18 protein-coding genes and 1 pseudogene are annotated in these 20,370 nt (G+C 63.2%); 3 read left to right on the top strand and 16 right to left on the bottom strand.

The window, feature by feature from the left end; all coding sequences use genetic code 11:
- Nucleotides 1-93: 93 nt before the first annotated feature.
- The 7 genes from BBTA_RS38060 to BBTA_RS38675 all read right to left on the bottom strand — a co-directional run bounded on the left by BBTA_RS38060 (nucleotide 94) and on the right by BBTA_RS38675 (nucleotide 3,716).
- Nucleotides 94-1,089 carry a lytic transglycosylase domain-containing protein gene (locus BBTA_RS38060; protein ID WP_244424378.1) on the bottom strand — a complete coding sequence of 332 codons (996 nt, stop codon included), beginning with the start codon at nucleotides 1,087-1,089 and terminating at the stop codon, nucleotides 94-96.
- Between the two features lie 2 nt (nucleotides 1,090-1,091).
- Nucleotides 1,092-1,601, bottom strand: a complete 510-nt coding sequence (locus tag BBTA_RS38690; protein WP_083780616.1) for a S26 family signal peptidase — start codon at nucleotides 1,599-1,601, stop codon at nucleotides 1,092-1,094.
- The gene (locus tag BBTA_RS06950) at nucleotides 1,598-2,113 is read right to left on the bottom strand and encodes a DUF2840 domain-containing protein (protein ID WP_012041745.1); all 516 of its coding nucleotides are present in this window, start codon (nucleotides 2,111-2,113) and stop codon (nucleotides 1,598-1,600) included. Before BBTA_RS06950 ends, BBTA_RS38690 begins: the two co-directional genes overlap by 4 nt.
- A gap of 3 nt (nucleotides 2,114-2,116) precedes the next feature.
- Nucleotides 2,117-2,395: an AlpA family transcriptional regulator gene (locus BBTA_RS38685; protein WP_012041744.1), complete on the bottom strand. Its 279-nt coding sequence runs from the start codon at nucleotides 2,393-2,395 to the stop codon at nucleotides 2,117-2,119.
- 132 nt (nucleotides 2,396-2,527) lie between these two features.
- Nucleotides 2,528-3,061 (bottom strand): DUF2285 domain-containing protein, encoded by a 534-nt coding sequence (locus BBTA_RS41090; RefSeq protein WP_244424377.1) that lies wholly within the window; start codon nucleotides 3,059-3,061, stop codon nucleotides 2,528-2,530.
- A 46-nt stretch (nucleotides 3,062-3,107) separates the two neighbouring features.
- Complete coding sequence (locus BBTA_RS41765; RefSeq protein ID WP_371260203.1) at nucleotides 3,108-3,230, bottom strand: transcriptional regulator domain-containing protein; 123 nt, start codon at nucleotides 3,228-3,230, stop codon at nucleotides 3,108-3,110.
- Nucleotides 3,231-3,428: 198 nt separating this feature from the next.
- A complete protein-coding gene (locus BBTA_RS38675; protein WP_012041742.1) occupies nucleotides 3,429-3,716 on the bottom strand; it encodes a DNA -binding domain-containing protein in 288 nt (95 codons plus the stop codon).
- A 212-nt stretch (nucleotides 3,717-3,928) separates the two neighbouring features.
- Here BBTA_RS38675 and BBTA_RS06935 point away from each other — a divergent pair, with 212 nt between their 5' ends.
- Entirely contained in the window at nucleotides 3,929-4,156 is a 228-nt protein-coding gene (locus BBTA_RS06935) for a helix-turn-helix domain-containing protein (RefSeq protein ID WP_012041741.1), read from the top strand.
- 107 nt (nucleotides 4,157-4,263) lie between these two features.
- On the opposite strand, the gene BBTA_RS06930 is transcribed toward BBTA_RS06935, so the two are convergent.
- The 4 genes from BBTA_RS06930 to BBTA_RS06915 form a co-directional block, all read right to left on the bottom strand.
- On the bottom strand, nucleotides 4,264-4,587 hold the full coding sequence (locus BBTA_RS06930; protein ID WP_012041740.1) for a DUF736 domain-containing protein: 324 nt from the start codon (nucleotides 4,585-4,587) through the stop codon (nucleotides 4,264-4,266).
- A gap of 562 nt (nucleotides 4,588-5,149) precedes the next feature.
- Entirely contained in the window at nucleotides 5,150-5,629 is a 480-nt protein-coding gene (locus BBTA_RS06925) for a hypothetical protein (protein WP_041750414.1), read from the bottom strand.
- A gap of 146 nt (nucleotides 5,630-5,775) precedes the next feature.
- The gene (locus tag BBTA_RS06920; protein ID WP_041751297.1) at nucleotides 5,776-6,699 is read right to left on the bottom strand and encodes a DUF2493 domain-containing protein; all 924 of its coding nucleotides are present in this window, start codon (nucleotides 6,697-6,699) and stop codon (nucleotides 5,776-5,778) included.
- A gap of 363 nt (nucleotides 6,700-7,062) precedes the next feature.
- Nucleotides 7,063-8,121, bottom strand: a complete 1,059-nt coding sequence (locus tag BBTA_RS06915) for a toprim domain-containing protein (protein WP_244424376.1) — start codon at nucleotides 8,119-8,121, stop codon at nucleotides 7,063-7,065.
- A gap of 129 nt (nucleotides 8,122-8,250) precedes the next feature.
- Between BBTA_RS06915 and istA the strand changes: the two are divergent.
- Together istA and istB are read left to right on the top strand one after the other, a co-directional pair.
- Nucleotides 8,251-9,782: pseudogene (gene istA / locus BBTA_RS06910) on the top strand (IS21 family transposase).
- An 11-nt stretch (nucleotides 9,783-9,793) separates the two neighbouring features.
- On the top strand, nucleotides 9,794-10,537 hold the full coding sequence (gene istB / locus BBTA_RS06905; RefSeq protein ID WP_012041725.1) for an IS21-like element helper ATPase IstB: 744 nt from the start codon (nucleotides 9,794-9,796) through the stop codon (nucleotides 10,535-10,537).
- Nucleotides 10,538-10,896: 359 nt separating this feature from the next.
- Here the strand turns inward: istB and BBTA_RS06900 are convergent, their stop codons facing one another.
- From BBTA_RS06900 to BBTA_RS06880, 5 genes are all read right to left on the bottom strand, one after another.
- On the bottom strand, nucleotides 10,897-15,204 hold the full coding sequence (locus BBTA_RS06900; protein WP_012041735.1) for a strawberry notch-like NTP hydrolase domain-containing protein: 4,308 nt from the start codon (nucleotides 15,202-15,204) through the stop codon (nucleotides 10,897-10,899).
- 193 nt (nucleotides 15,205-15,397) lie between these two features.
- Nucleotides 15,398-17,131: a hypothetical protein gene (locus BBTA_RS06895; protein WP_012041734.1), complete on the bottom strand. Its 1,734-nt coding sequence runs from the start codon at nucleotides 17,129-17,131 to the stop codon at nucleotides 15,398-15,400.
- A 151-nt stretch (nucleotides 17,132-17,282) separates the two neighbouring features.
- Entirely contained in the window at nucleotides 17,283-17,933 is a 651-nt protein-coding gene (locus BBTA_RS06890) for a plasmid pRiA4b ORF-3 family protein (protein ID WP_041751295.1), read from the bottom strand.
- Nucleotides 17,934-18,020: 87 nt separating this feature from the next.
- Nucleotides 18,021-18,533, bottom strand: a complete 513-nt coding sequence (locus BBTA_RS06885; RefSeq protein WP_244424522.1) for a hypothetical protein — start codon at nucleotides 18,531-18,533, stop codon at nucleotides 18,021-18,023.
- A complete protein-coding gene (locus BBTA_RS06880; RefSeq protein ID WP_011931089.1) occupies nucleotides 18,493-20,367 on the bottom strand; it encodes an integrase in 1,875 nt (624 codons plus the stop codon). The genes BBTA_RS06885 and BBTA_RS06880 overlap by 41 nt, the downstream gene beginning before the upstream one ends.
- Between the last annotated feature and the right edge of the window lie 3 nt (nucleotides 20,368-20,370).

Below are 20,370 nucleotides of genomic sequence, written 5' to 3'. Positions count from 1 at the left end.
CGCAAGGTGTGCCTGATATTGCGCAATGTTTGCCGGATCGCTGGAATTTTCAGGCAGTCCCCATCCCAACCGACCGCGCGCACCTTGTGCGCTTTATCCTGCCCTCCTCGGTCGCTCGTTCCCAGCGTCCAACTTCCAAGCCAACAGACTCTCGATGCTGGCGGCGATTTGCGAGATGCGCCCCACTGTTTGCGAGCAAAGCGAGCGCTTGCGATAGCGATCGCTACCCGAAGGGCCGAGACACCCGTAGGGTGGCTCGGTGAGGAGCGAAGCGACGAGTAGAGCGCGGGCCAAAGGCATCGCCCGTGCAGCGTTTCGAATGCAAACCGAACGTCCGTCACGGTGCGCCCCCCGCTCAACAAACAAGGGCGCCTGCCGCCAAGGAAGTGCATGCCTGCCGTCAGCTGCGGTATGTTCACGTTGCTCGTTGTCCGGCAATGGTGTGACCGCCGCGACGTAGGCCGTAGTTTTGGGTGGAAGCGGCTTTCCCGTTACGAGATGCTGCTCATATCGCGTCGGACCGGCATGATAGGCTGCAAGAAAACCCGCTTGCCCGAAGCGATCGTGCAACTCTTTGAGGTACGCGGTGCCTGCTAAGATGTTGTCACGGGGATCGAATGGATCGAGGCCCAAGCGATAGCGGGCGCTGAGCTCAGCCCAAGTTCCTGGCATCAGCTGCATCAGGCCCATCGCCCCCCGAGACGACGTCGCACGTTGGTCGCCTGAGCTCTCCACCTGCATCACAGCGCGGATCCAGCTTACCGGCACGGCGAAGCGAACGGATGCTTCCGCGATGCATCCGGCGAACCGATCGATGCCGCCCGGACGCGGCGCGGTTTGCGCGTGTACGGTCACGCCGAAGGCCACCGCGACGGCCACATGGCACACAAATGGCGCGATGGCGACGATGACGTGCGCCATTGACCGGCGCGAGCGGAGCAGCCCAATCGCGCCCGTCAACGCACGGGAATGGCTCTTCCGTTGCGAGGCGAGCGCCGGTTTTTCATCATCGAGACTGCTCCGGTAAGGAAGGATTCGAGCGGGTTCGGACGAACCCAAACCAGTCGAAAGGGTGATGCCGCCCCGCACGGTCACTCCTCCTCGGTCCACAACGGTACCGCCCTGCCGATGACTGAGGATGCGGGGATCGGTCCAAAGTATCGACCATCTAGCGAGTCTGCGGACTGCCAGTTCATGACAAAGATATCGCCATCAGCGATCGCGCGGCATCCATGCCAGGCGGGAAGCGGACGGCCGCGTCTGTCGCGCTCGTGTGCCTGCCCCACATCGACGCCATCGACAGTGACCGTCAGGCCTATTCTGCAGACGGTTTGTCCAGGAAGCGCCAACACGCGCTTGAGCATGGGGACCCCGGTCGGGAGATAGCCATTGAGGTCAAGGAATGCGGCAAGAAGCTCAGGCGGCTGTACTGCAACGAGGTCAGTAACGGCTATCTGTGTCGCAGGTTGAACGCGATAAAGGCCGATCGGAACGCTGTTTGATGCGTTCCATATGAAGTGCGGCGGTGCTCCGCCGAGCGTCGCGAGGAGAAGGCCTGTTGTCGCAATTGTCGTGAAAATCGTCGCACACCGCGCGTTCATGGCATCACCCGCCGCCGATGGAGCCAGGCCTGATGACGCGACCGGGTGTATGGCCGGGGTGCTTCGTTGACCGACACTCGGTTATGAACGTGGTGCCAATACTCAGGTGCTGCGTCGGCAGGATCGACGTCGAGCGCCTCGACGATATCGATCATCTGCAGCACCCGTTCGACCTTCGGCCAACCGGAAAGTCGCAACAGGCTCTCACCGCCCGGCGTGATCCAGGGCACGGTGGAATAGCGCTGTCCAGGCGTCGCTGCGCGCAGGATATCGATGCGGGACAGCATCGTCCCAAAGTCGTTGGACGTCCAACGCACAAACGCGAAGATGCTGCCAGGGGCGAATGACAGCACGCGTCGATTGCGGTCGATGATCTTCTCCACAACGGATCGACCGAACCGAACGCGGTTTTCGATGCGTTTTTCGAGCCACAGGATTTCAACGGTCGTGAGGTCGCCGACTCTGACCTCTTTCGTTGAGTTGCTCTCGGGATGATGAACGTGTTTCTTCATGGGTCAGCGCCGCTCTTTTCCTGCGTAAGCGATGGGAGCGTGCCGCTTGGCCGGCAGTACGGTGCCTGTACCTGGATCGCTGGTTGACTTTCTGGTGCCGACGTCTGCCCAGGCTTTGAGATCAGCAACCGCATAGATGACGCGACCGCCGATTTTCCGGTAAGCAGGACCGGTACCGTACGTACGGTGTTTCTCGAGCGTGCGGGGTGAAAGGCTCAGGTATCGCGCTGCTTCGGACGTTCGAAGATATCGTGGCGATGTAACGAGGTTCAGATCGGACATCTGAAAGGCTCCGTGGCCGTGTGGAGCGCCAACGAGGTTGGTGGCGCGCTGACGGGGACAATGACGGAGAAGAACCTCGAAGGGGGATGCCGAACATGAGGGGGTGCAGTTTCGATACCCCCAAAGGCAGCGCTACTTCCTTCGCGAGGGTGGTCTTAACAGGGCGCGGTAGCCATCTTGCGCCAAGGCGAAACCTGTCTTGACCAGGCGGACGATCTGGCTGCGCAAGTCGTGCGTTCGCCAGTCCCGCTTGCCAATGCGGTGAGCGGGCAGCAGGACTTCAGCGATCTCGCGATAAGTGGCGCCGTCCGTCCGGGCGTCGAGCGCGCGCAAGGCAAGCGCGAGCCGCCGGCGGCGGTAGACTGAGAGCGCATGGAGCGGCGCTCCCTGCGGTCTGCCGTTGAGGCCTCGCCACAAGCGCCTGCCCGCATCGACCCTGAATTCGAAGTCACGATCGAGCGGGTATTCAACAGTGTAGGCAGCCGAGACGAGCGGCGCCTCTTTGCACCAGATGCGGTGCTCTACGCCGCGCAGGTGCATGACCGCGTGCCAGCCGTCAGGGCCCTGCCGCAACTGACCATCGTCCAGGTTGCTGAGGTCCAGGCGGACGGGCGAATACGGGCCGGCGATCAGCGCGGGACGTACGGGTATGACCGTCGCCAGCACTTCTGGCGCCCAGAAGATCGTCTGCTCAAGATAGGACTGACCGGGATCAGCTGCGAAAAACCAACCCCCATTGCTGTCGAAACTCGATACTCGCGCTGACACCAGGCGGCGGGGCCGCCCGCTGGAAAGCAGGATTGCGGCGCAAGCACTCCCAGGCCAAGCCGGTCATTTCCGCTCCCTCAACACGACCGTAAAATTCTGCAGACGATCTCCAGTTGATTTTCGACATGTACGCGTCCCACTACACAGCTCGATTGCGGCGCAATAATCGTGACGAGCAGGAGTTGTAGCTAGCCCCCGATCGTGCATCGCGTGATGCAATAGATCGAACCCAGCGGCCAGATAGCAAATTGTTCTACGCAAGACTTCAAAGGTTTGGGTTTGAAGCACCACCTCGGAGCAGATGGCGATAACCATGCTCCGTCATCCACTTTGCGCGGGTCAGGTGACTATCGAACGCACGTCTAGCGCGGTCGTGCTCGAGCTCTGGATCGATGTGGAGAACGATTTGCGCCACCTCGCACCAGTCGGCTCCCTCCGCGTCTGCATCGAGCATGCGCAAATAAGTAACGATATGCTCTTCGTCGTAGACCGTGAGCACAGGATCCGTTGGCGCAAGGTCGGCAACGTCCGGATCTGCCGGTGGCTTTTTCATGAGCGCTTCATAAAGCGAATGATTCTAATTCCCGCTGATCTCAAGGACTTACTTTAGCCTCATTCGGGCCAGCGCCGCCAGCACCATTTTGGTTGCCCTTTTACACTGATAAGGGCGGGCCATCACCGCGTAATAAGTAGAATAACATGTTCTGCGACGAATAGAACGATCGTTCCCGGAACGATCGTTCTGGCTCGGATTCACATACTGCCATGGATCTCAAGGAGATCATGGCAGTGAACCTGCGTCGCAAGCGCCATGATCTGGAAATGACGCAAGAGGAGCTGGCTGAGCACGCGGGCCTAAGCGCCCATTATGTCGGCGCGATCGAGCGCGGCGACGTGTCGGCAAGCGTCACGGTGCTCGGGCAAATTGCGGACGCATTGGGAATCGAGCCGGGAGACCTGCTTAGGCGCGCCGGGCGGGCGACCAAGTCGTAGGCGCTGGTCAACGTGCTTTGTTCTTCAATCGGCGCGGCCGTTTGCTGAGTATTGTGTGAAGCAGAAGCCCCGCCCGCTTGTCTCGGGCGGGGCTTTGAGAGCCGGTCTTACTCGCCGTTCTTTCGCGGCCGCGACCACAGCAGGTTGAAGCCTTCACCACCCTCGTCGTTGAACAGGTTAGCGTAGATCGGCGCCGTGAAGGAGGGATCGTCCAGCTTGAGCGAGAGGTAGTCGCGACCTTCCTCTGAGCGCTTCGACCAGGCGGCGCCGATCTCGACGTCGCGGCCCACGAAAACACGGTGGCTCGGAGCCTTGTCGTTGGAGAGGTTGGATTCCGCGACGATGCGAACGCCTTTGGCCTTCAGGCTGAGGGTAGCGATTTCGCCCTGGTAATCGTTTCCGACCTTCTTGAACGAACCGATGGTAGCCATGTCTCTTCTCCTGTTTGTGTTTCAAGCCCGCGACCACCGCGGCCTCGATGGCGATCTTTGAGGCCGGGGACGATCGGCGACGCACCCGAAGGGCCGGAGCGCAGCGGAGGATGCTGTCGCAGCGACCCCCGCCTTCGCGGGGGCATGCTTTCTTGGCTCGCGCGAGGAATGGGCGAAGCCCAGGGGAAGAAAGTCACTGCGACAGCGTTGCGGCTCAGACGATCGAGGCGCAGCCGGTCTTCGGCCAGATCGAGCCATCACGGAGGCCCGGTGCGTCGCGTGCTGAAACATAACCTCGGGAGAAGAGTTGGCTAATCTCGGTTCTGCCGTACAAGAGGTCGAAACGGTTGGGCGTAGAGAAAGAAACAGAATGCGGGAAATAGCGGCATCGGCGCCGAGAGAGACCTCCAGAGAGAGGCCCTTCCACTTCGAGGACGGAGCGGGAGTAATCGCCAGCTGGCCCGAAGTGCTCTGGAAAGACCCGATATTCTTTCGCTCAGCTCCCGAACACCCCGCGCGTTGATCTGCGCAAACCTGTTCGACGACGAGGGTCAGCAGATCATCATTCGCGCGCGGCGGCCGTGAGAACTGGGCGAGGACTGTCGCTGACCGCCCTGCCCGGCTCAAGCGGGCCGGGCTCTGTAAAGACAGTTAAACGCGTCCAAGCCGTGCCGCCGATGAAGATCGCCCCAAAGCAAGCGAAAAGCTCCCGCCAGACAAGCGAAGGTGCTCCGATTTGTGCCATCGCGAGAGTGACGTGATAGCCAGCAAATGACGCCGGCAAAGCAAACACCGATGCTATGACCGCACGCAAAATCAACGACTGGGTCGTGGCGAACGCGATTCGAGCGATCGCCAGCGTCATGACGCCGACGGCGACGGCAACAATCAACGCGCCGGGAACGCCGGCACCACTCTGTAGAACTAACATGCCGGCATTCATGGCTACAAAAAATGGCAGAGCGTATACCGCCAGCGTGAAGGTCAGCCAGCAGAACAAGCCGATGCCAACGATATTGAGAAGAAGTCCAAGGGCGAGCATGGTGGTGGCTCCATGTGCAATAGATGTCATGGTCGCGCCTTCCACCACCACCGCGGCGCAGGTTTGACATATGAGCGAAACGAGGCGGAGTTGCGGCGCTGCAACTCCACCTGGGTGGTAGGATCCGAAGCGTGTCAGGGTGGCGCTCACGCGCCACCGAATGTCCAAACAGGGATGCCGAGCCGCTTCGCCTTGTCAGCGAGATTGTCCTGGATTCCAGTGCCCGGGAAATGCATGACGCCGATCGGCAGCAGTTCGAGCATCGCGTCGTTGCGCTTGAATGGTGCTGCCTTGGCGTGCTGGGTCCAGTCCGGCTTGAACGCGACCTGTGGCACCTTCCGGGTGGTCGCCCATTTGGAGGCGATCAGCTCCGCGCCTTTTGGCGAGCCGCCATGGATGAGGACCATGTCAGGATGTTTGGCGTGAACTTTGTCAAGGCGATCCCAGATGAGGCGGTGATCGTTGAAGTCGAGGCCGCCGGTCAGTGCGATCTTCGGTCCTGCTGGCAACATGACCTCGGTCTCGGCCCGGCGTTTGGCGGCGATGAAGTCCCGCGAGTCGATCATTGCTGCGGTGAGCGTGCGATGGTTGACGAGTGATCCCGATCGAGGACGCCAAGTGGAGCCGGTGTGGAGCTCAAAGCGTTCGATTGCCTGGTCGCGGAAGAGTTCCAGGCAATTGCGCCGTTCGATCAGTGTGATGCCTTCGGCCGTCAAGCGCTCCAGTTCGACGGATCGCACTTCCGAGCCGTCTTGCTCGCGCTGGCTCTTGCGTTGCGCCTGTTCGTTATCGTCGAGCTGACGGTTGGTTCGGTCTGCGGCGCGGTGAAAGAGGTTGACTGCCGACCAGAGCAGATCTGGAAGGTCTGGCTCGAGCCGGGTGTCGTTCAGTGTGGCGACCAAGGCGTCGAAAATGTCGGCAACGGCGCCAGCGATCGTCTTACCTTCGGGCAGCGGTCTCGGATCGGGCTGGTCGTCGAATGGACGGTAGCCAAAGAGCTGCAGTTCGTTGAGAACGAGGTCGGTCGCAGATGAAGCGTGCGGCGGTTCGATGTCGTCACGATCGGTCATGAGGAGGTGTCCCTTTGCCGGATCGGCCGCGCCCATCGCGGCCTTCGTGGCGATCACTCAGACGGCGGGCGGAACGGGCCTGCACCCGGAGCAACGCGGAGGGCCGCAGCGCCAGCGGAGGATGGCTGAGGGGCGGCTATTTTGCTTCGCGATGCAAAGGCCCGCAGTCGGGGTCCCCACGCGACTCGTCGCGTGGGGTGGCAAGGGCCGGCGGAAAATAGCCGCCCCTCAGCCATTGCCGGCCCGAACCGCCTGCCGTCCGATCGCCCTCTAGAAGGCCGTGGTCGCGTGCCACTTCGGCATCGGGCCGCCGCGACCGAGCCGTCGACGCCGAGAGACGCCGCTCGCGCCTATCCGACGGCATCAGCCGGCGCGAGAAAAGCGGACGATGTCCTCCGGTACGATTTGCCCCATGATCGATGCGCGAAGGGCGTCGAGTCCGAAGGTGTGCAGATCCTCGTTGAAGTCGCCCAGCCGGGGCGATAACGGGATCGCCTCAATGCCGGCAACTTCTGCGCGTTGCGACAGAACCGCTTGCACCATGTCGCCAGCAGCATCGGCGTCACGCGCGATATAGAGCCGACGCAAATTCGGCGGCTGTGCCATGGCTGCGAGGTGATTGGCCGACAGTGCAGCGGCCATCGGCAAGGTTGGGAGCACGCAACGTAGCGACAGCATGGTCTCGATACCCTCGCCAGCTGCGAGCACGTCATCCGCCATGCCGAAACGAACCGCATTGCCGAGAAGATCACCCATGGCGCGGCGGGGCGTATCGATCGGCGCCTTGCCGAGCCGATGAGGTTCGAAGCCCTCAGGATCGAGCCAGGTACGGTGTACGCCCGTGATCGTCCCATCGAGATCCGTCACGCGAGCAATCATCGCCGGCCAGATCTCGGGCGCATCCTGGTTGGGCGGATGATAGTAGCAACGCGGCTGATAACGCAGACTGCCGCCGTGATGCACATCATCAATGCCGCGACGGCGCAGATATAGCTGCACGAGAGTACTCTCGATCGGTTGCGATATGGCAAAGAGCCGCCTTGCCGCCTCTCGCGATCCACGCTGCACCGCTGGGAGAGCGACTTTGGGAGTGACGTCCTGATTGGGACGAGGCAATTTGAGAAATCGCCGCGCTTCCTCGGCAACCTCGCGGAAATTGCCGAAACCGCAGCGCTCACGGATGATATCCAGCAAGTCGCCGTGCTCGCCCGTCGCCGCGTCAGTCCATTTACCTGCCGGGCCTTTTGGCGATTCGTAGAGCCGCACAAACAGAGAGCGGCCCGGAGTGTTCTGGACATCGCCAACCAGCCAGTACCGTCCCTGGCGTGCGGATTCCGATCGATGTCGCCCAGGATTCCGAGATGATCTCGCCCACCATTCCGATTTGAAGTCGCCCACCCGTTCCGAGATGATGTCGCCCACGATTCCGGGATGATGTCGCCCGGGTATCGCAAGAGCGAACCCGGGGTGACGAGACCTCTTCTGGCTCCCATAGGGTCAACCTTTCGGCTTTGCGAAGGGGGACCCTGGATGCCGACGGAGAGGCTTGCGATGCGCCGTGTGCGCGATGTGATCAGGATGAAGGCGGCTGGGCTGCCGAGCCGCGAGATTGCTCGGCGGATGGGCGCGGCGCCCTCGACAGTGCGGCTGACCATCCGGCGGTTCGAGGCCGCAGGCCTGAGCTGGCCGTTGCCCGACGAACTCACGGACGCGGCCCTGGAGGCCCGCCTGTTCGCCAAGACCGGCAACGGTAACCGGCAGGGTCATCGCCGCATCGCCGAGCCCGATTGGGCGGCGGTGCACCGCGAGCTCAAGCGCAAGCACGTGACGCTGTCGATCCTGTGGGAGGAGTACATCGGCGCCGAGCCCGGCGGATACCGGTACTCGCGCTTCTGCGAGCTTTACCGCGCCTGGGAGGGACGCCTGTCGGTGACGATGCGCCAGGCGCACGCGGCCGGTGACAAGCTGTTCGTCGACTACGCGGGCGACGGCGTGCCGGTGGTGGTCGACCGCCTCACCGGCGAGCGGAGGACGGCGCAGATCTTCGTCGCCGTGCTCGGCGCCTCGAGCTTCACCTACGCGCAGGCGACGTGGACGCAGGGGCTCGCCGACTGGATCAGCGCCCATGTTGGCGCCTTCGCGGCGATCGGCGGCGTCCCGGCGCTCCTGGTGCCTGACAACACCAAAGTCGCAGTCATCAAGGCGAGCCTCTACGACCCGCAGATCAATCGCACCTATGCGGAGATGGCCGCGCATTACGGCACGGCCGTCTTGCCGGCGCGACCTCGCAAGCCGCGCGACAAGGCCAAGGTCGAGCAGGCCGTCCTCATCATCGAGCGCTGGCTGCTCGGTCGCCTGCGCCACCGCGTCTTCTACAGCCTCGCCGAGGTCAACGCAGCGATCGGCGAGTTGCTCACCAGGCTCAACGAGGAGCGGCCGATCCGGCGGCTCGGCGTGACGCGCCGCCGGCTGCTCGAGGAGATCGACCGGCCGGCGCTCAAGCCGTTGCCGGCGAGCCCCTACGTGCTCGCCGAGTGGCGGATCCGCCGCGTCAGCCTCGACTACCACGTCGAGGTGGAGAAGCATTATTACAGCGTTCCGCATCGCTTCGCGCGTGCCGAGGTCGAGGTGCGGTTCACCGCCCGCACCGTCGAGATCTTCCACAAGGGCGAGCGGATTGCCGCGCATCAGCGCATGAGGGCAATCACAAGCACACCACCGTGCCGGAGCACATGGCCTCCAGCCATCGGCGCTACGCCGGCTGGACTATCGGGCGTATCCGTCAGGACGCCGCCGCGATCGGGCCGGCAACCAGCGCATTGTGCGACCTCATTCTCGACGAGCGCTCGCACCCCGAACAAGGCTTCCGCGCCTGCCTCGGCATCCTCAGGCTCGCCGCCTCCTATGGGCGCGAACGGCTGGACGCGGCGGCTGCGCGGGCGATCGACATCGGCGCGCGCACCTATGGCTCGGTCAAGTCGATCCTCGCCAACAATCTCGATCGGCGTCCCGCTCACCAGCGCTCCGCGGACGATGCGCCGATCCTGCATGCCAACATCCGCGGACCGCGCTACTACAATTAGGAGACCGTCCCTTGCTCACCCATCCGACCCTCGACCGCCTCAACGCCCTCGGCCTCCACGGCATGGCCAAGGCCTTCGCCGACATCGAAGCCGCCGGTGAGGCTGGCAGCCTCGGTCACGCCGAATGGCTTGCTCTGCTGCTCGAACGTGAAGCCTCGCTGCGGCACGACAAACGGCTCGCCACTCGCCTGCGCTACGCCAAGCTGCGCCAGCAGGCATGCGTCGAGGACATCGACTACCGCACCCCGCGCGGTCTCGACCGCCCGCTGTTCGCCAAGCTTGTCGAGGGCCGTTGGATCGACGACCACGTCAATCTCCTGATCTGCGGCCCGGCAGGCGTCGGCAAGAGTTGGCTCGCCTCGGCGCTCGGCCACAAGGCCTGTCGCGACAATCGCTCCGTGCTCTATCAACGCGTCCCGCGCCTGTTCGACGATCTGGCGCTCGCCCGCGGCGACGGTCGTCACCCACGCCTGTTGCGCGGCCTTGGCCGTGTCGATCTGCTGATCCTCGATGATTGGGGGCTCGAGCCGCTCGATGCCGGCGCCCGTCACGACCTCCTGGAAATCCTCGAAGATCGCTACGGTCATCGCTCCACCATCGTCACCAGCCAGCTCCCCGTGGACCAGTGGCATCTGCTCATTGGAGATCCCACCTATGCCGACGCCGTGCTCGATCGCCTCGTCCACAATGCCCATCGGCTCGACCTCACCGGTGAGAGCCTGCGCCGAACTCGGCAATCCGCCCGAAAGACCTGAGCGCCGTGGACATGCCGCTGCGCTTGGACAACGCAATCGCGTTGTCCACATGCCCACAGCAACCGCAGAAGAAGAAAAAAGGTTGAAGTCGCGATTCCAGATTGACCGCGCGGCTTGACCGATGCCAGAGAACCAGCCGGCCAGAACGCCTCGCCGCTGGGCGAGATCAAATCGGAAAGGTGGGCGACATCGTCTCGGAATCCACGGGCGACTTCATATCGGTACGCCTGGGCGACTTCGTCGGAATCCGCACCCTGGCGCTTGCCATTGGACAGATAGTGACGGCATACGGCCTCGGCCTCTCGCGCGAGACGGTGTGCCAATTCAGACGCATCGCGGGGCATCATGCGGACTCCCGCTCACTGATGCGCGACCGGATAGTGATCGAGCACTTTCGACAGGATTTCGATGCCGCTTTCATCTGTTGGCACGAACATGCGCAGCTTCCACGAGATGATCTCGGCGAAGAGCCCATAGCTGCGCAATCGGTCGCGCATCGCGTCCGTGAATCCCGACAGCTCGATGCGGTATGCGCCCATGATCCGAACGCGGCGCAGCCGCAGGCCTTCGGCGAGCTCGAGGACCGTTCGGCCCTCGATCAGAGCGGCGAAGGCAGCGTCCGATGCCAGCTTGGGCGCGTCGCCCTCAAGGACGCTCGCGACCCAGGTAGCTGAAACCTTGCGACCGATGACTCTTTCTCCGGCATCGGTCTGCAGGCGGTAGACCCGCGCCGACTCGTCCGGCAGCCGCTTCCAGATCGGCAGCAGCAAGCCCGCCACGATATGGATCGTGCTGTCAGAGAATTCAGGGATATCCGCGAGCTCCGCCCGCCAAGCGGCGGAAAAGCGTTCGCGGTCGGCTTCGACCCAATGGCTCTCCGCCATCATCTTCAAGGGAACGCTGTGCTGCTCCATCGGACGGATCAGCCGGACACGGCTTTCGATCTCGCCGTCATCGAGCATGAAGCTCGGCGCCGGGATCTGCAGGGCGGCTCGATTAGAGCGCTCGTTGATCAGCAGGACGGCACGTCGATCCGACAGCCGGCTCAAGGCCTCATCCAGGCTGACCGGGCGATTCCGCTCGCGCTGGGTAATCGTGAGCAGCCTGGTCTCGGCACCGGTCGCTGGATGAACGTAAATCGCGCGGCGGTCGGTGACCACAAAGCTTTCGGCGCGAAGCGTTTCCAACCCGACGTCGTAGGTGCCGGACGCAATGGCGCCCTCGATGCGGGCCGACAATAGCTGCTCGAATGCCGTGAAGAGAATGTTCTGCAGCTCGATAGCGAGGGCAAGCAGCCTGTTGAGGAAGGTCGTGATCGGCGGAAGCTCGTCCTTCAGCCCACTGGCGTCCACGAGCTTCAGCCCGGTGGCGTCTTCAAACGCCTCGAGCGAGCAGCCCTCGACCTTGCCCCGCGCAAGCAGCGTGTAGAGCTGGCGCAACGCATCACGGCCATATTGGCTTTCGAGGTTGTCCTCGGGACGGAATAGTCCCTGCCCTCCGGTCTGGCGTTGACCACGGGTGATGGCACCCAACGTGTCGAGCCGGCGAGCGATGGTGGAGAGAAAACGCTTCTCCGCCTTCACGTTCGTTGCAATTGGTCGAAACAGCGGCGGCTGCGCCTGGTTGGTCCGGTTGGTGCGGCCGAGTCCCTGGATGGCAGCATCCGCTTTCCACCCAGGCTCGAGCAGATAGTGAACCCGCAAGCGGTGATTCCGTGCCGACAATTCGGCATGGTAGCTCCTGCCGGTGCCGCCGGCGTCGGAGAATACAAGGATGCGCTTGGCGTCATCCATGAATGCCGTGGTCTCCGCGAGGTTCGCCGACGCGGCACGGCTCTCGACGACAAGGCGACTGCCCCTGCGGATGACACGGCGGGAGCGGCCGGTGACTTCGGCGACCATGTCCGTCCCAAACCGCTGGACGATTTGATCGAGTGCACCGGGCACCGGCGATAGCGATGCCAGCTTTTCGATGAGGCGATCGCGTCGCGCGACAGCCTCCCGGCTCTCCACCGGCTGGCCGTCGCGATAGACGGGCCGGGAGCAGAGGTTGCCCTCCGAGTCGGAGAAAGGCTCGTAGAGCTGGACCGGGAAGGAATGGGCGAGATAGTCGAGTACATATTCGCGTGGCGTGATGTCGACCTGGACGTCGCCCCACTCCTCAGTCGGGATCTCGGCGAGGCGCCGCTCCATCAGCGCTTCCCCGGTCGAAACGATCTGGATGACGGCGGCATGTCCGGCATCGAGATCGCGCTCGATCGAGCGGATCAGCGAAGGTGTCTTCATCGAGGTCAGCAGGTGCCCGAAGAAGCGCTGCTTGGCGCTCTCGAAGGCAGAGCGTGCTGCCGACTTCGCCTGGGCGTTCAGGATCCCAGTTGCGCCGGTGATGTTGGCGGCCCGCATCGCCGCGTCGAGATTGTTGTGGATGATGCCGAAAGCATCTGCATAGGCGTCGTAGATGCGCACCTGCTCAGGCGTGAGCTGGTGCTCGACGAGCTCGTATTCGACGCCCTCGTAGGACAGGGACCGCGCAGCATAGAGACCGAGCGCCTTGAGGTCCCGGGCCAGCACCTCCATGGCGGCGACACCGCCCGCCTCGATCGCCTCGACGAATTCAGCTCGGGTGGCAAACGGGAAATCGGCACCGCCCCACAATCCGAGGCGCTGGGCGTAGGCGAGGTTATGAACCGTGGTAGCGCCGGTCGCCGAGACATAGACAACGCGGGCATTTGGCAGGGCATGCTGGAGCCGTAGGCCCGCGCGTCCCTGCTGAGAGGCGGCCTGATCACCGCGTTCGCCCTTCCCACCCGCTGCGTTTTGCATGGCGTGGCTCTCGTCGAAAACGATGACTCCGTCGAAATCGGAGCCCAACCATTCGACGATCTGCGCAACGCGCGAAAGCTTCTTTCCGCGCTCGTCGGTGCGCAGCGTAGCGTAGGTGGTAAATAGGACGCCTTCCCCAAGCCGGATCGGCGTGCCCTGCCGGAAACGCGAAAGCGGCGTGACCAGTAGGCGCTCCATGCCGAGCGCCGACCAGTCACGCTGCGCATCCTCGATCAGCTTGTCGGATTTGCTGATCCAGACCGCACGACGGCGCCCCTTCAGCCAGTTGTCGAGCAGGATACCAGCGACCTGCCGACCCTTGCCAGCCCCGGTCCCATCCCCCAAGAACCAGCCGCGACGAAACCGAACAGCATTCTCCGCATCGTCACGCGCGGCCGCCACGACATCAAAGGTGGCATCGACCGTCCAGGAACCGCTAAGAAACTCCGAGTGCGCCTCGCCAGCGTAGATGATGCTTTCGAGTTGAGCATCCGACAGGATCCCGTTCGCGACGACGCTCGCTGGCAGGTGCGGCCGGTAGGATGGTTTCGGCGGGGCGACCGAAGCCATCGCCGCTGACTGCACAAGCTTGGTCGGATGCGCCTGTGCGCCGGGTATGCGGATCGACTGCAGCGCATAGGCCTCATAAAGCGCATCGCTGATCTGGCGGGCATCCGTGGGCGCCCAATCGACTGGCTCGTAGGCGACTTCCGTCGCCACGGGCTCGATTGCCGGCACCGCCGCTGGCTGACGTTGGCCGGCGTAGGCGCGCACGGTTCGAGAGGGGCTGGCAATTGCCGGCACCATCGATGCCGCTTTGCCGACAAGTGGGTGCCGTGCTGGCACGTGCTGTGTGACCCAGGCGAGCAGCGTCGGCAGGTCAGGTGCAACGCCGGGGAATGGCGGTAATGACGCAACATCGTCGGCCGGCACTCTATCGATGACGGTCAGGCGGGTGTCGACGGTGGTGCCGTGCTTGGCGTAGACTGCGCCGTCGATTGCCGCCGAGAACACGACCCGGCCCTGTTCCTGCAGCCGCTTGAAAGACTCAGACCACACTGGGTCGTCAGGTGCCAAGTTGGCGCCTGTGATGGCGACCAGCCGCCCGCCTTCGGGAAGACGTGCAAGTGCCGAGGCGACGTGCCGTAACGCTGCATCCGCCATCTTTCGATCGACATGAACCGCGGCCGAGAATGGCGGGTTCATCAGCACAACACTCGGCACTATGCCGGGGTCGAGATGGTCGTTGATGTACGCAGCATCAAACCGGGTCGTGGCAACGCCGGGGAAGAGCTGGCCGAGAATACCTGCGCGGCCGTCGGCAAACTCGTTGAGAACGAGGGATGCCCCGGCCAGTTCAGCTGGGATGGCAAGAAGGCCCGTGCCAGCCGATGGTTCCAGCACGACGTCCGCCGGAGTGATTGCGGCAGCAACGCTGGTGACGAATGCCAGCCCGATGGGTGTCGAGAACTGCTGAAGCGATTCACTCTCTTCGGACCTGCGCGTGTGGGTCGGAAGGAGCTTCGTGATCCGCGCCAGCATCGGCAGCATCGCGGCGGGCGACCTCGCCTTGGCCAACATGGCGACGCCATACCGGCGCAAGAACAGGACGGTCGCTGCCTCGCAGGCGTCATAGGCGGTCTTCCAATTCCAGGCACCACTCTTATCGGAGGCGCCAAACGCTGCCTCCATGGCGGAGCGTAGAGCGGTGGCGTCGATGCGGCGGCTGCGCTCGAGGTCGGTGCAGAGCTGTCGTGCAGCCCTGACTACCGCGGAAGCGACGACTGCGGTGGCACGCATGGAGGCCGGCGCGGCGCTGGCGCCGCCGAGGAGAGATTCGGTCATGGGAGGATTTCTTTCGGAGAGCGGGAATGGGCTGAACCGCCCGGCGCTCTCTCAAGACCGCGGCGACTCAAACCCTTCCCGGCCCGGCTCTTCCTCTTGGGTCCTCGCCAAAAAAATAGGGACCGGCGCCGTACGCCGATCCCCATGTCACTGTCATCAACGCGGGCGGCTGGAGCCGTCACGCGGCACGATGCTATTCGGCGGCGTCAAGTTGTTCCGGCCGATCTTCGTCGGCTGCGGGCTCGCGCTCCTCGTCATCGGAGAGGAATTCGGGCAACGGTCCTGCTTCCCCCTCCTGCTCGGCCGGCTCCGAGGCGATTTCAACCGGGCGCAGCGGCTCCGGCAGCCAGCCGGAGCCATCGAGAAGACGCTCGGCCTCCTTGGCCATATCGCCCTTCTTCAGATGGTCGATGAGTTGAGCCGACGTCTCGCCCTTCGCCTCCCGAACCGCTTCCAGAATGCGCGGCTTGGTGACACGACCGAGATAGTTGTCGACCGTGGGCTTCCAGCCGGCCCGAACCATGTCGAGCCCGACGGCGCGTGCCAGCACGTCGGCCTGGTCAATACGCGAGCGGACGCCGTGGGCTGAGACCCGTCCCGTGTTGTAGCGGTTCGTGGGCTCATAGACGGCGTTGACGGCAAACGACGCACAGTGGGCGAACAGGGACGCTTGAGCCGTGCCGTCGAGGGCAGTGAGCGCATCCCAGAGGTCCTTCTCGTCCTTGGGCAACCGTGCTTTCCAGGACTCATGCCGCACCTCGACGGCTTTCGCCGATGCGCTTTCCCTTAACCCTGGAGCTTGAGCGGGAAATGTGGGTGTACGAAGTCCGATCTCAAGACAGCTGCCGGAGCTAGCGAACCGATAAAAGGCCGTCAGCACGAAGTTGTGCAACACGGCCTGGAACGCGATCGCGGGATTTTCTGCCAGCGCGTCGCGCAATGCCAGCGTCCGGTGCGCCGTCAGCTCGATGATGAGGCGGTCCGGAAGCGGACGCGCGGCATCCTCGTCATCATCCTCGGTATCAGTGGCACTCCCTGCAACCGAGATCGCGGTCAGTTGCACACAGCGGGGACCATCAGACCCTCGGCTGTCGCTGGACGACGTATCGTCGCCCTGCTCGACGGCCGAATCTTCCTGCCGCGCTTCATCCTCGGGGCGAACATAACCCCGGTCCACCGACAGGCGCCCTTCGGAATCAATGCTGACGAAGACGCCGGCGCGGGAGATGTCGGCGGGATCATAGATGATTGAACGCTCTTCGAACGCTATCAGGGCTGCTTCGATTTCGCCAAGACGCTGATCGACGTCGTCAGGCAGCTCGTCCGCGTCCTGATAGTCGAGCTCCAGCTTGGCCTGCTCAGCATTGAGCGCATGGATGGTCGCCTGCTCCTCGGTCGTGAGATCGGCAGGTTTGCCATCGAGCTCACGTAGGCCCGTGGCGTGGCCGTAGGGAAACTCCACGGCGGCCGAGATCCATTTCCAGCCTTCCCTGGCGATCGTCTCGGCCTCGCTCGTGAGCTTTTCAGTTGCGAGACGATCGAGCAAGGCGACGTCCCGCAGCCAACCGCCATCATCATGCTGAAAGAGGTCACGCTCGATCGCACCGCCCGCCTGCTCGTAGGCATCAACGCCAACGAAGCGGGCACGCCGATCCGAGGCTCGGACAGTATTTTCGGTGAGCATTCGGCGGATTTGATAGGGCTCGTCGTGACCGGAACGGCTCACGTTGTCCCAGACCTGCTCCTGTCTGGCGTGGTCCGCAGTCACGGAAAATGCCATGAGCTGTTCGAGGGCCATTCCGTCTTCGGCATAGACCTCGTGCAGCTTCGGCGACACTGATGCCAACCGCAGCCGTTGCTTGACAATCGCTGGCGTCACGAAGTGACGCGCGGCGATGTCCTCCTCGCTCAGCCCGGCGTCGCTCAAGGCCTTGAATGCTCGGAACTGGTCGAGCGGATGAAGCGCTTAGGTTATGCGTCAAGTGTCCTGTTAGCTGGATGACGTTGATTCTTTAGTCTTCTTGGCTGCGCCTTGCGTTTTGGGTGTCTCTTTGGCACTGAAGCGCAGCCGGTTGGTGTCAATCACGATGGCTTTCTCGACGGAAGCGATAGTCGTCCTTTGATGCGTGTAGTGCTTTGGCGATAGCCTTGTTGATGTCGTCGAGATTGCAGGACTCCGGGTGGAACTTGCGGCCAGCCCATCGTTGCATCGCTTTATGTTCTTCATGGTCGGGGTCGAGCCAGGCCTCGAGGAAGTCGGCATAGCCTGAAGGCCCACCAGCGTCTTCGGGGGGTCCTGAGCGTGCGGCGGCGATACAGCGAGGATATTGGGCACTCTCCTCGCGCGCGACGCGCTCCAAGCGCAGCAGATGACGCCAATTGTCGCCGAAGTCGTATTCGTAGAGGATCGCGAGAGGGTTTTCGCTGGGATCGTCGGGAAAGTGAAGGTCGATCATCCTGACCTCGGTCGCCTCGAAGATCCTGCTGTCGGACAGACCGTCGTCATCGAACTCTGGAGCTCCGTAGATGAGACCGCCAATATTGAACTGATGCAGATGGCTGTCGGTCCAGCCAAAGGCGGCCTGCAGCACCTCGTGGAGTTGGGCTAGGTTGAGAGTGATTGGCAGTTCGAGGATGCGGCTGATCTTGGGCTCGATGCCGAGGATATGAACCTCGGCGCGCACAATGAAGCTGTCTGGATCGAAGGGGTCAAGCATGCCGCAGATCATGCCGCGCATGATTGTCGCAGGCAATAGATGGGGCGACGATTGTCCTTCGGCGACCGCACCGACACAAACCGGCAGTCGTAGACGACGTCAGGATTTTGGCCCGCGAGTGAGCGGCACTGGTTTCACGGCGCGATCGCGTTCGGCGATCAGGCGGGCATTATGACGCTTCTGCCGCTCAACCTCCGTTTCGGCGTCGAGGATGCGCTTCAGCAGGACGGCATTTTCCGTCACCATACGCCGCTCCTCGATCTGCAAGACCTGGATCAGAGCGCGCTGCTGGGCGAGTTTGTCTTCCCAGGCTGCGAGCTTCTCGGGAACGACCTTGCGATCACTGGCGCGGCGTAATTCGTCGATGATCGATCGATGATTGGCGTAGATCGCATTGCGGCCGACGCGCGCTTCGCGTGCGAGCGTCGCGACGGTCAGGCGGTAGGATCGCTTTTGCAGGTCCGGGTGTGTGGGCAGCCCCTTCACCAGCCGCTCCAGAGCATCCCGCAGCTTGCAGTGGGTGTTGCGCAGGCGCTTTTCGGCAGGCGTGAGGGCCGGCATTTTGCTGGTCTTACGCGCCATGGCGAACATCCTTTGCATGGTCGAGTTCACCAAGGATGCGATCGCATTCGGCAATCCGGGTTTCGGCGAGTTGCCGGCTGACCGGGTCCAGGCCGGGATGGCCGAGAAGATCCGTATTGCGATCGCGGCGGGCCTGCCAGACAGGCCTGTGCCTGGCGGTGACGGCGAAGTTGGCGCAGGCGAGACACGTACTTTCGGTCCTCAGAACGGGGTTGGGGCCTTTCTCATCGCCGAAGCAGGCAGCCGTTTCGACGCGGTAGACGCAATAGCCCCAATCGCAGACGCCGAGCCGCAGATCAGTCTCCTCCATCAGGAAGGAGACATAGGCCTGGACATCGCCGTCGCGCGTGCGCCCGCGGAACTGGGAGCGGGCGGCGATCATCCGTCCGCCCTTGCCCGCGAGGGCGGTTGCCGTCAGCACTTCTTCGAGAGCGGCGCGGGTTTCTTCCCGGGCATGCCGGTCGATCAGGTCGTCGAGCGCGAAGTCGGTCCCGACGTAGCCGCGATCAGTCATGGCCCGGGTCACATGACCGAAGTGGGCCTGAAGCGCATACAGGCCGGTCCGGTCGCGTTTGCCGACGAAGCGGGCAAACGTCTTGCGGCCCTGATGCGTGTTCAGATGCCAGGGCTCGCCCTCGTGGTCCGGCAGGCCGATGAACAGCGCAAACAGATCATTCAGCCGCCTTATGATCGTGGAGCCGACGGGGAGGTTGATGCGGGCCGCAGGACCAATAAGGCCGTTGCTAGCCATCGCCAGAAAGAGATCGTCTCGTCCGCTTTGGGCCCGAAGACGGGCGGTCAGCCGCTCCATGACTACGACAGCCCGCTCGACGGGTGCCGGCGCAACCCAGCGATGGGCTTCGCCATCGATGCCACGCGCCGTCTTGTAAATCCGCCCGACGAGATAGGCGAAGCTCTCGCTGCCGTCGTCGGCAGGATGCTGCTCGATGCAGCCGACCTGAAGGCCGAGGATCTCCGAGATCCGGGCGCCGACCAGATAGCTGACCACCACAAAGCAGGCGTCGTAAATGCGATCGGCGAGATTGCGCACCTGCTTGGTGCTGGTGACGGGCGCTTCATGCCAGGCAGTTTCCTCACCAGGCAGTGTCGCGAAGGTGAACGGCGCGATCGCGTCAGTCACGATGAAGCCGGCCTTGGTCTGGCTGATCCCGTTAGCGAGCGCATGGTCATAGACGGACTGCGCCTGGGCCTGCAGAGCGATGACGTCGTCGGCCGGCGTCCCGATCAGCCGCAGCGCCGCCGAGACCAGGGGCACGGCGATCGCGTCCGGCGTATAAGGCAGCCACCCCCGGTCGCGGCGAACGAACGGCGGCGCGATCCCCGGGAATGGATCGGCGATTGCGATCTCCGGGAACTTTGCTCCCTGCAGATAAAGGCGCGTCAGCAGATTGGCATGGTTTCCCAGTGTCGTGCTCTTCAGCGTACTGCCAGGCTTGTGGCCCGGACGCTGCGCCATCACCGTCATGAACCGGTCGCAGGCGTCGCGGTCGAGATCGGCAAAGCACCGATATCCCTGCGCCGCCATCCAGCGGATCAGCATCCGCAACCTATTGAAGACGGAGACGATCGTCGATTCATGAGCGTTGCGGTACCCAGGAGGCGGATCGAGCTTCAGACTCCATAGGAACAGCTTCGCCGCCTCTCGCCAGTCAGCCCATCGCGGATCACTGAACCGGCTGTCGTCAGCAAGAACAAAACCCCAGTCGAGCGAGAAGTCGCTGCGGTTGCTGCCAGGACGATGACCGTCGAGATGCCAGACCTGATCGGACCATACGGACCGCGCCGATATCCGAAGCGCCGGCCTGACGGCGGCGACAAGATTGCGCGCCGTGGAAGCCGTCATCGC

The sequence above is a fragment of the Bradyrhizobium sp. BTAi1 genome (assembly GCF_000015165.1).
Classification (GTDB): Bacteria; Pseudomonadota; Alphaproteobacteria; order Rhizobiales; family Xanthobacteraceae; genus Bradyrhizobium; species Bradyrhizobium denitrificans.
Note: the sequence above shows the minus strand (reverse complement) of the source record. Positions and strands in the feature narration are given on the sequence as shown.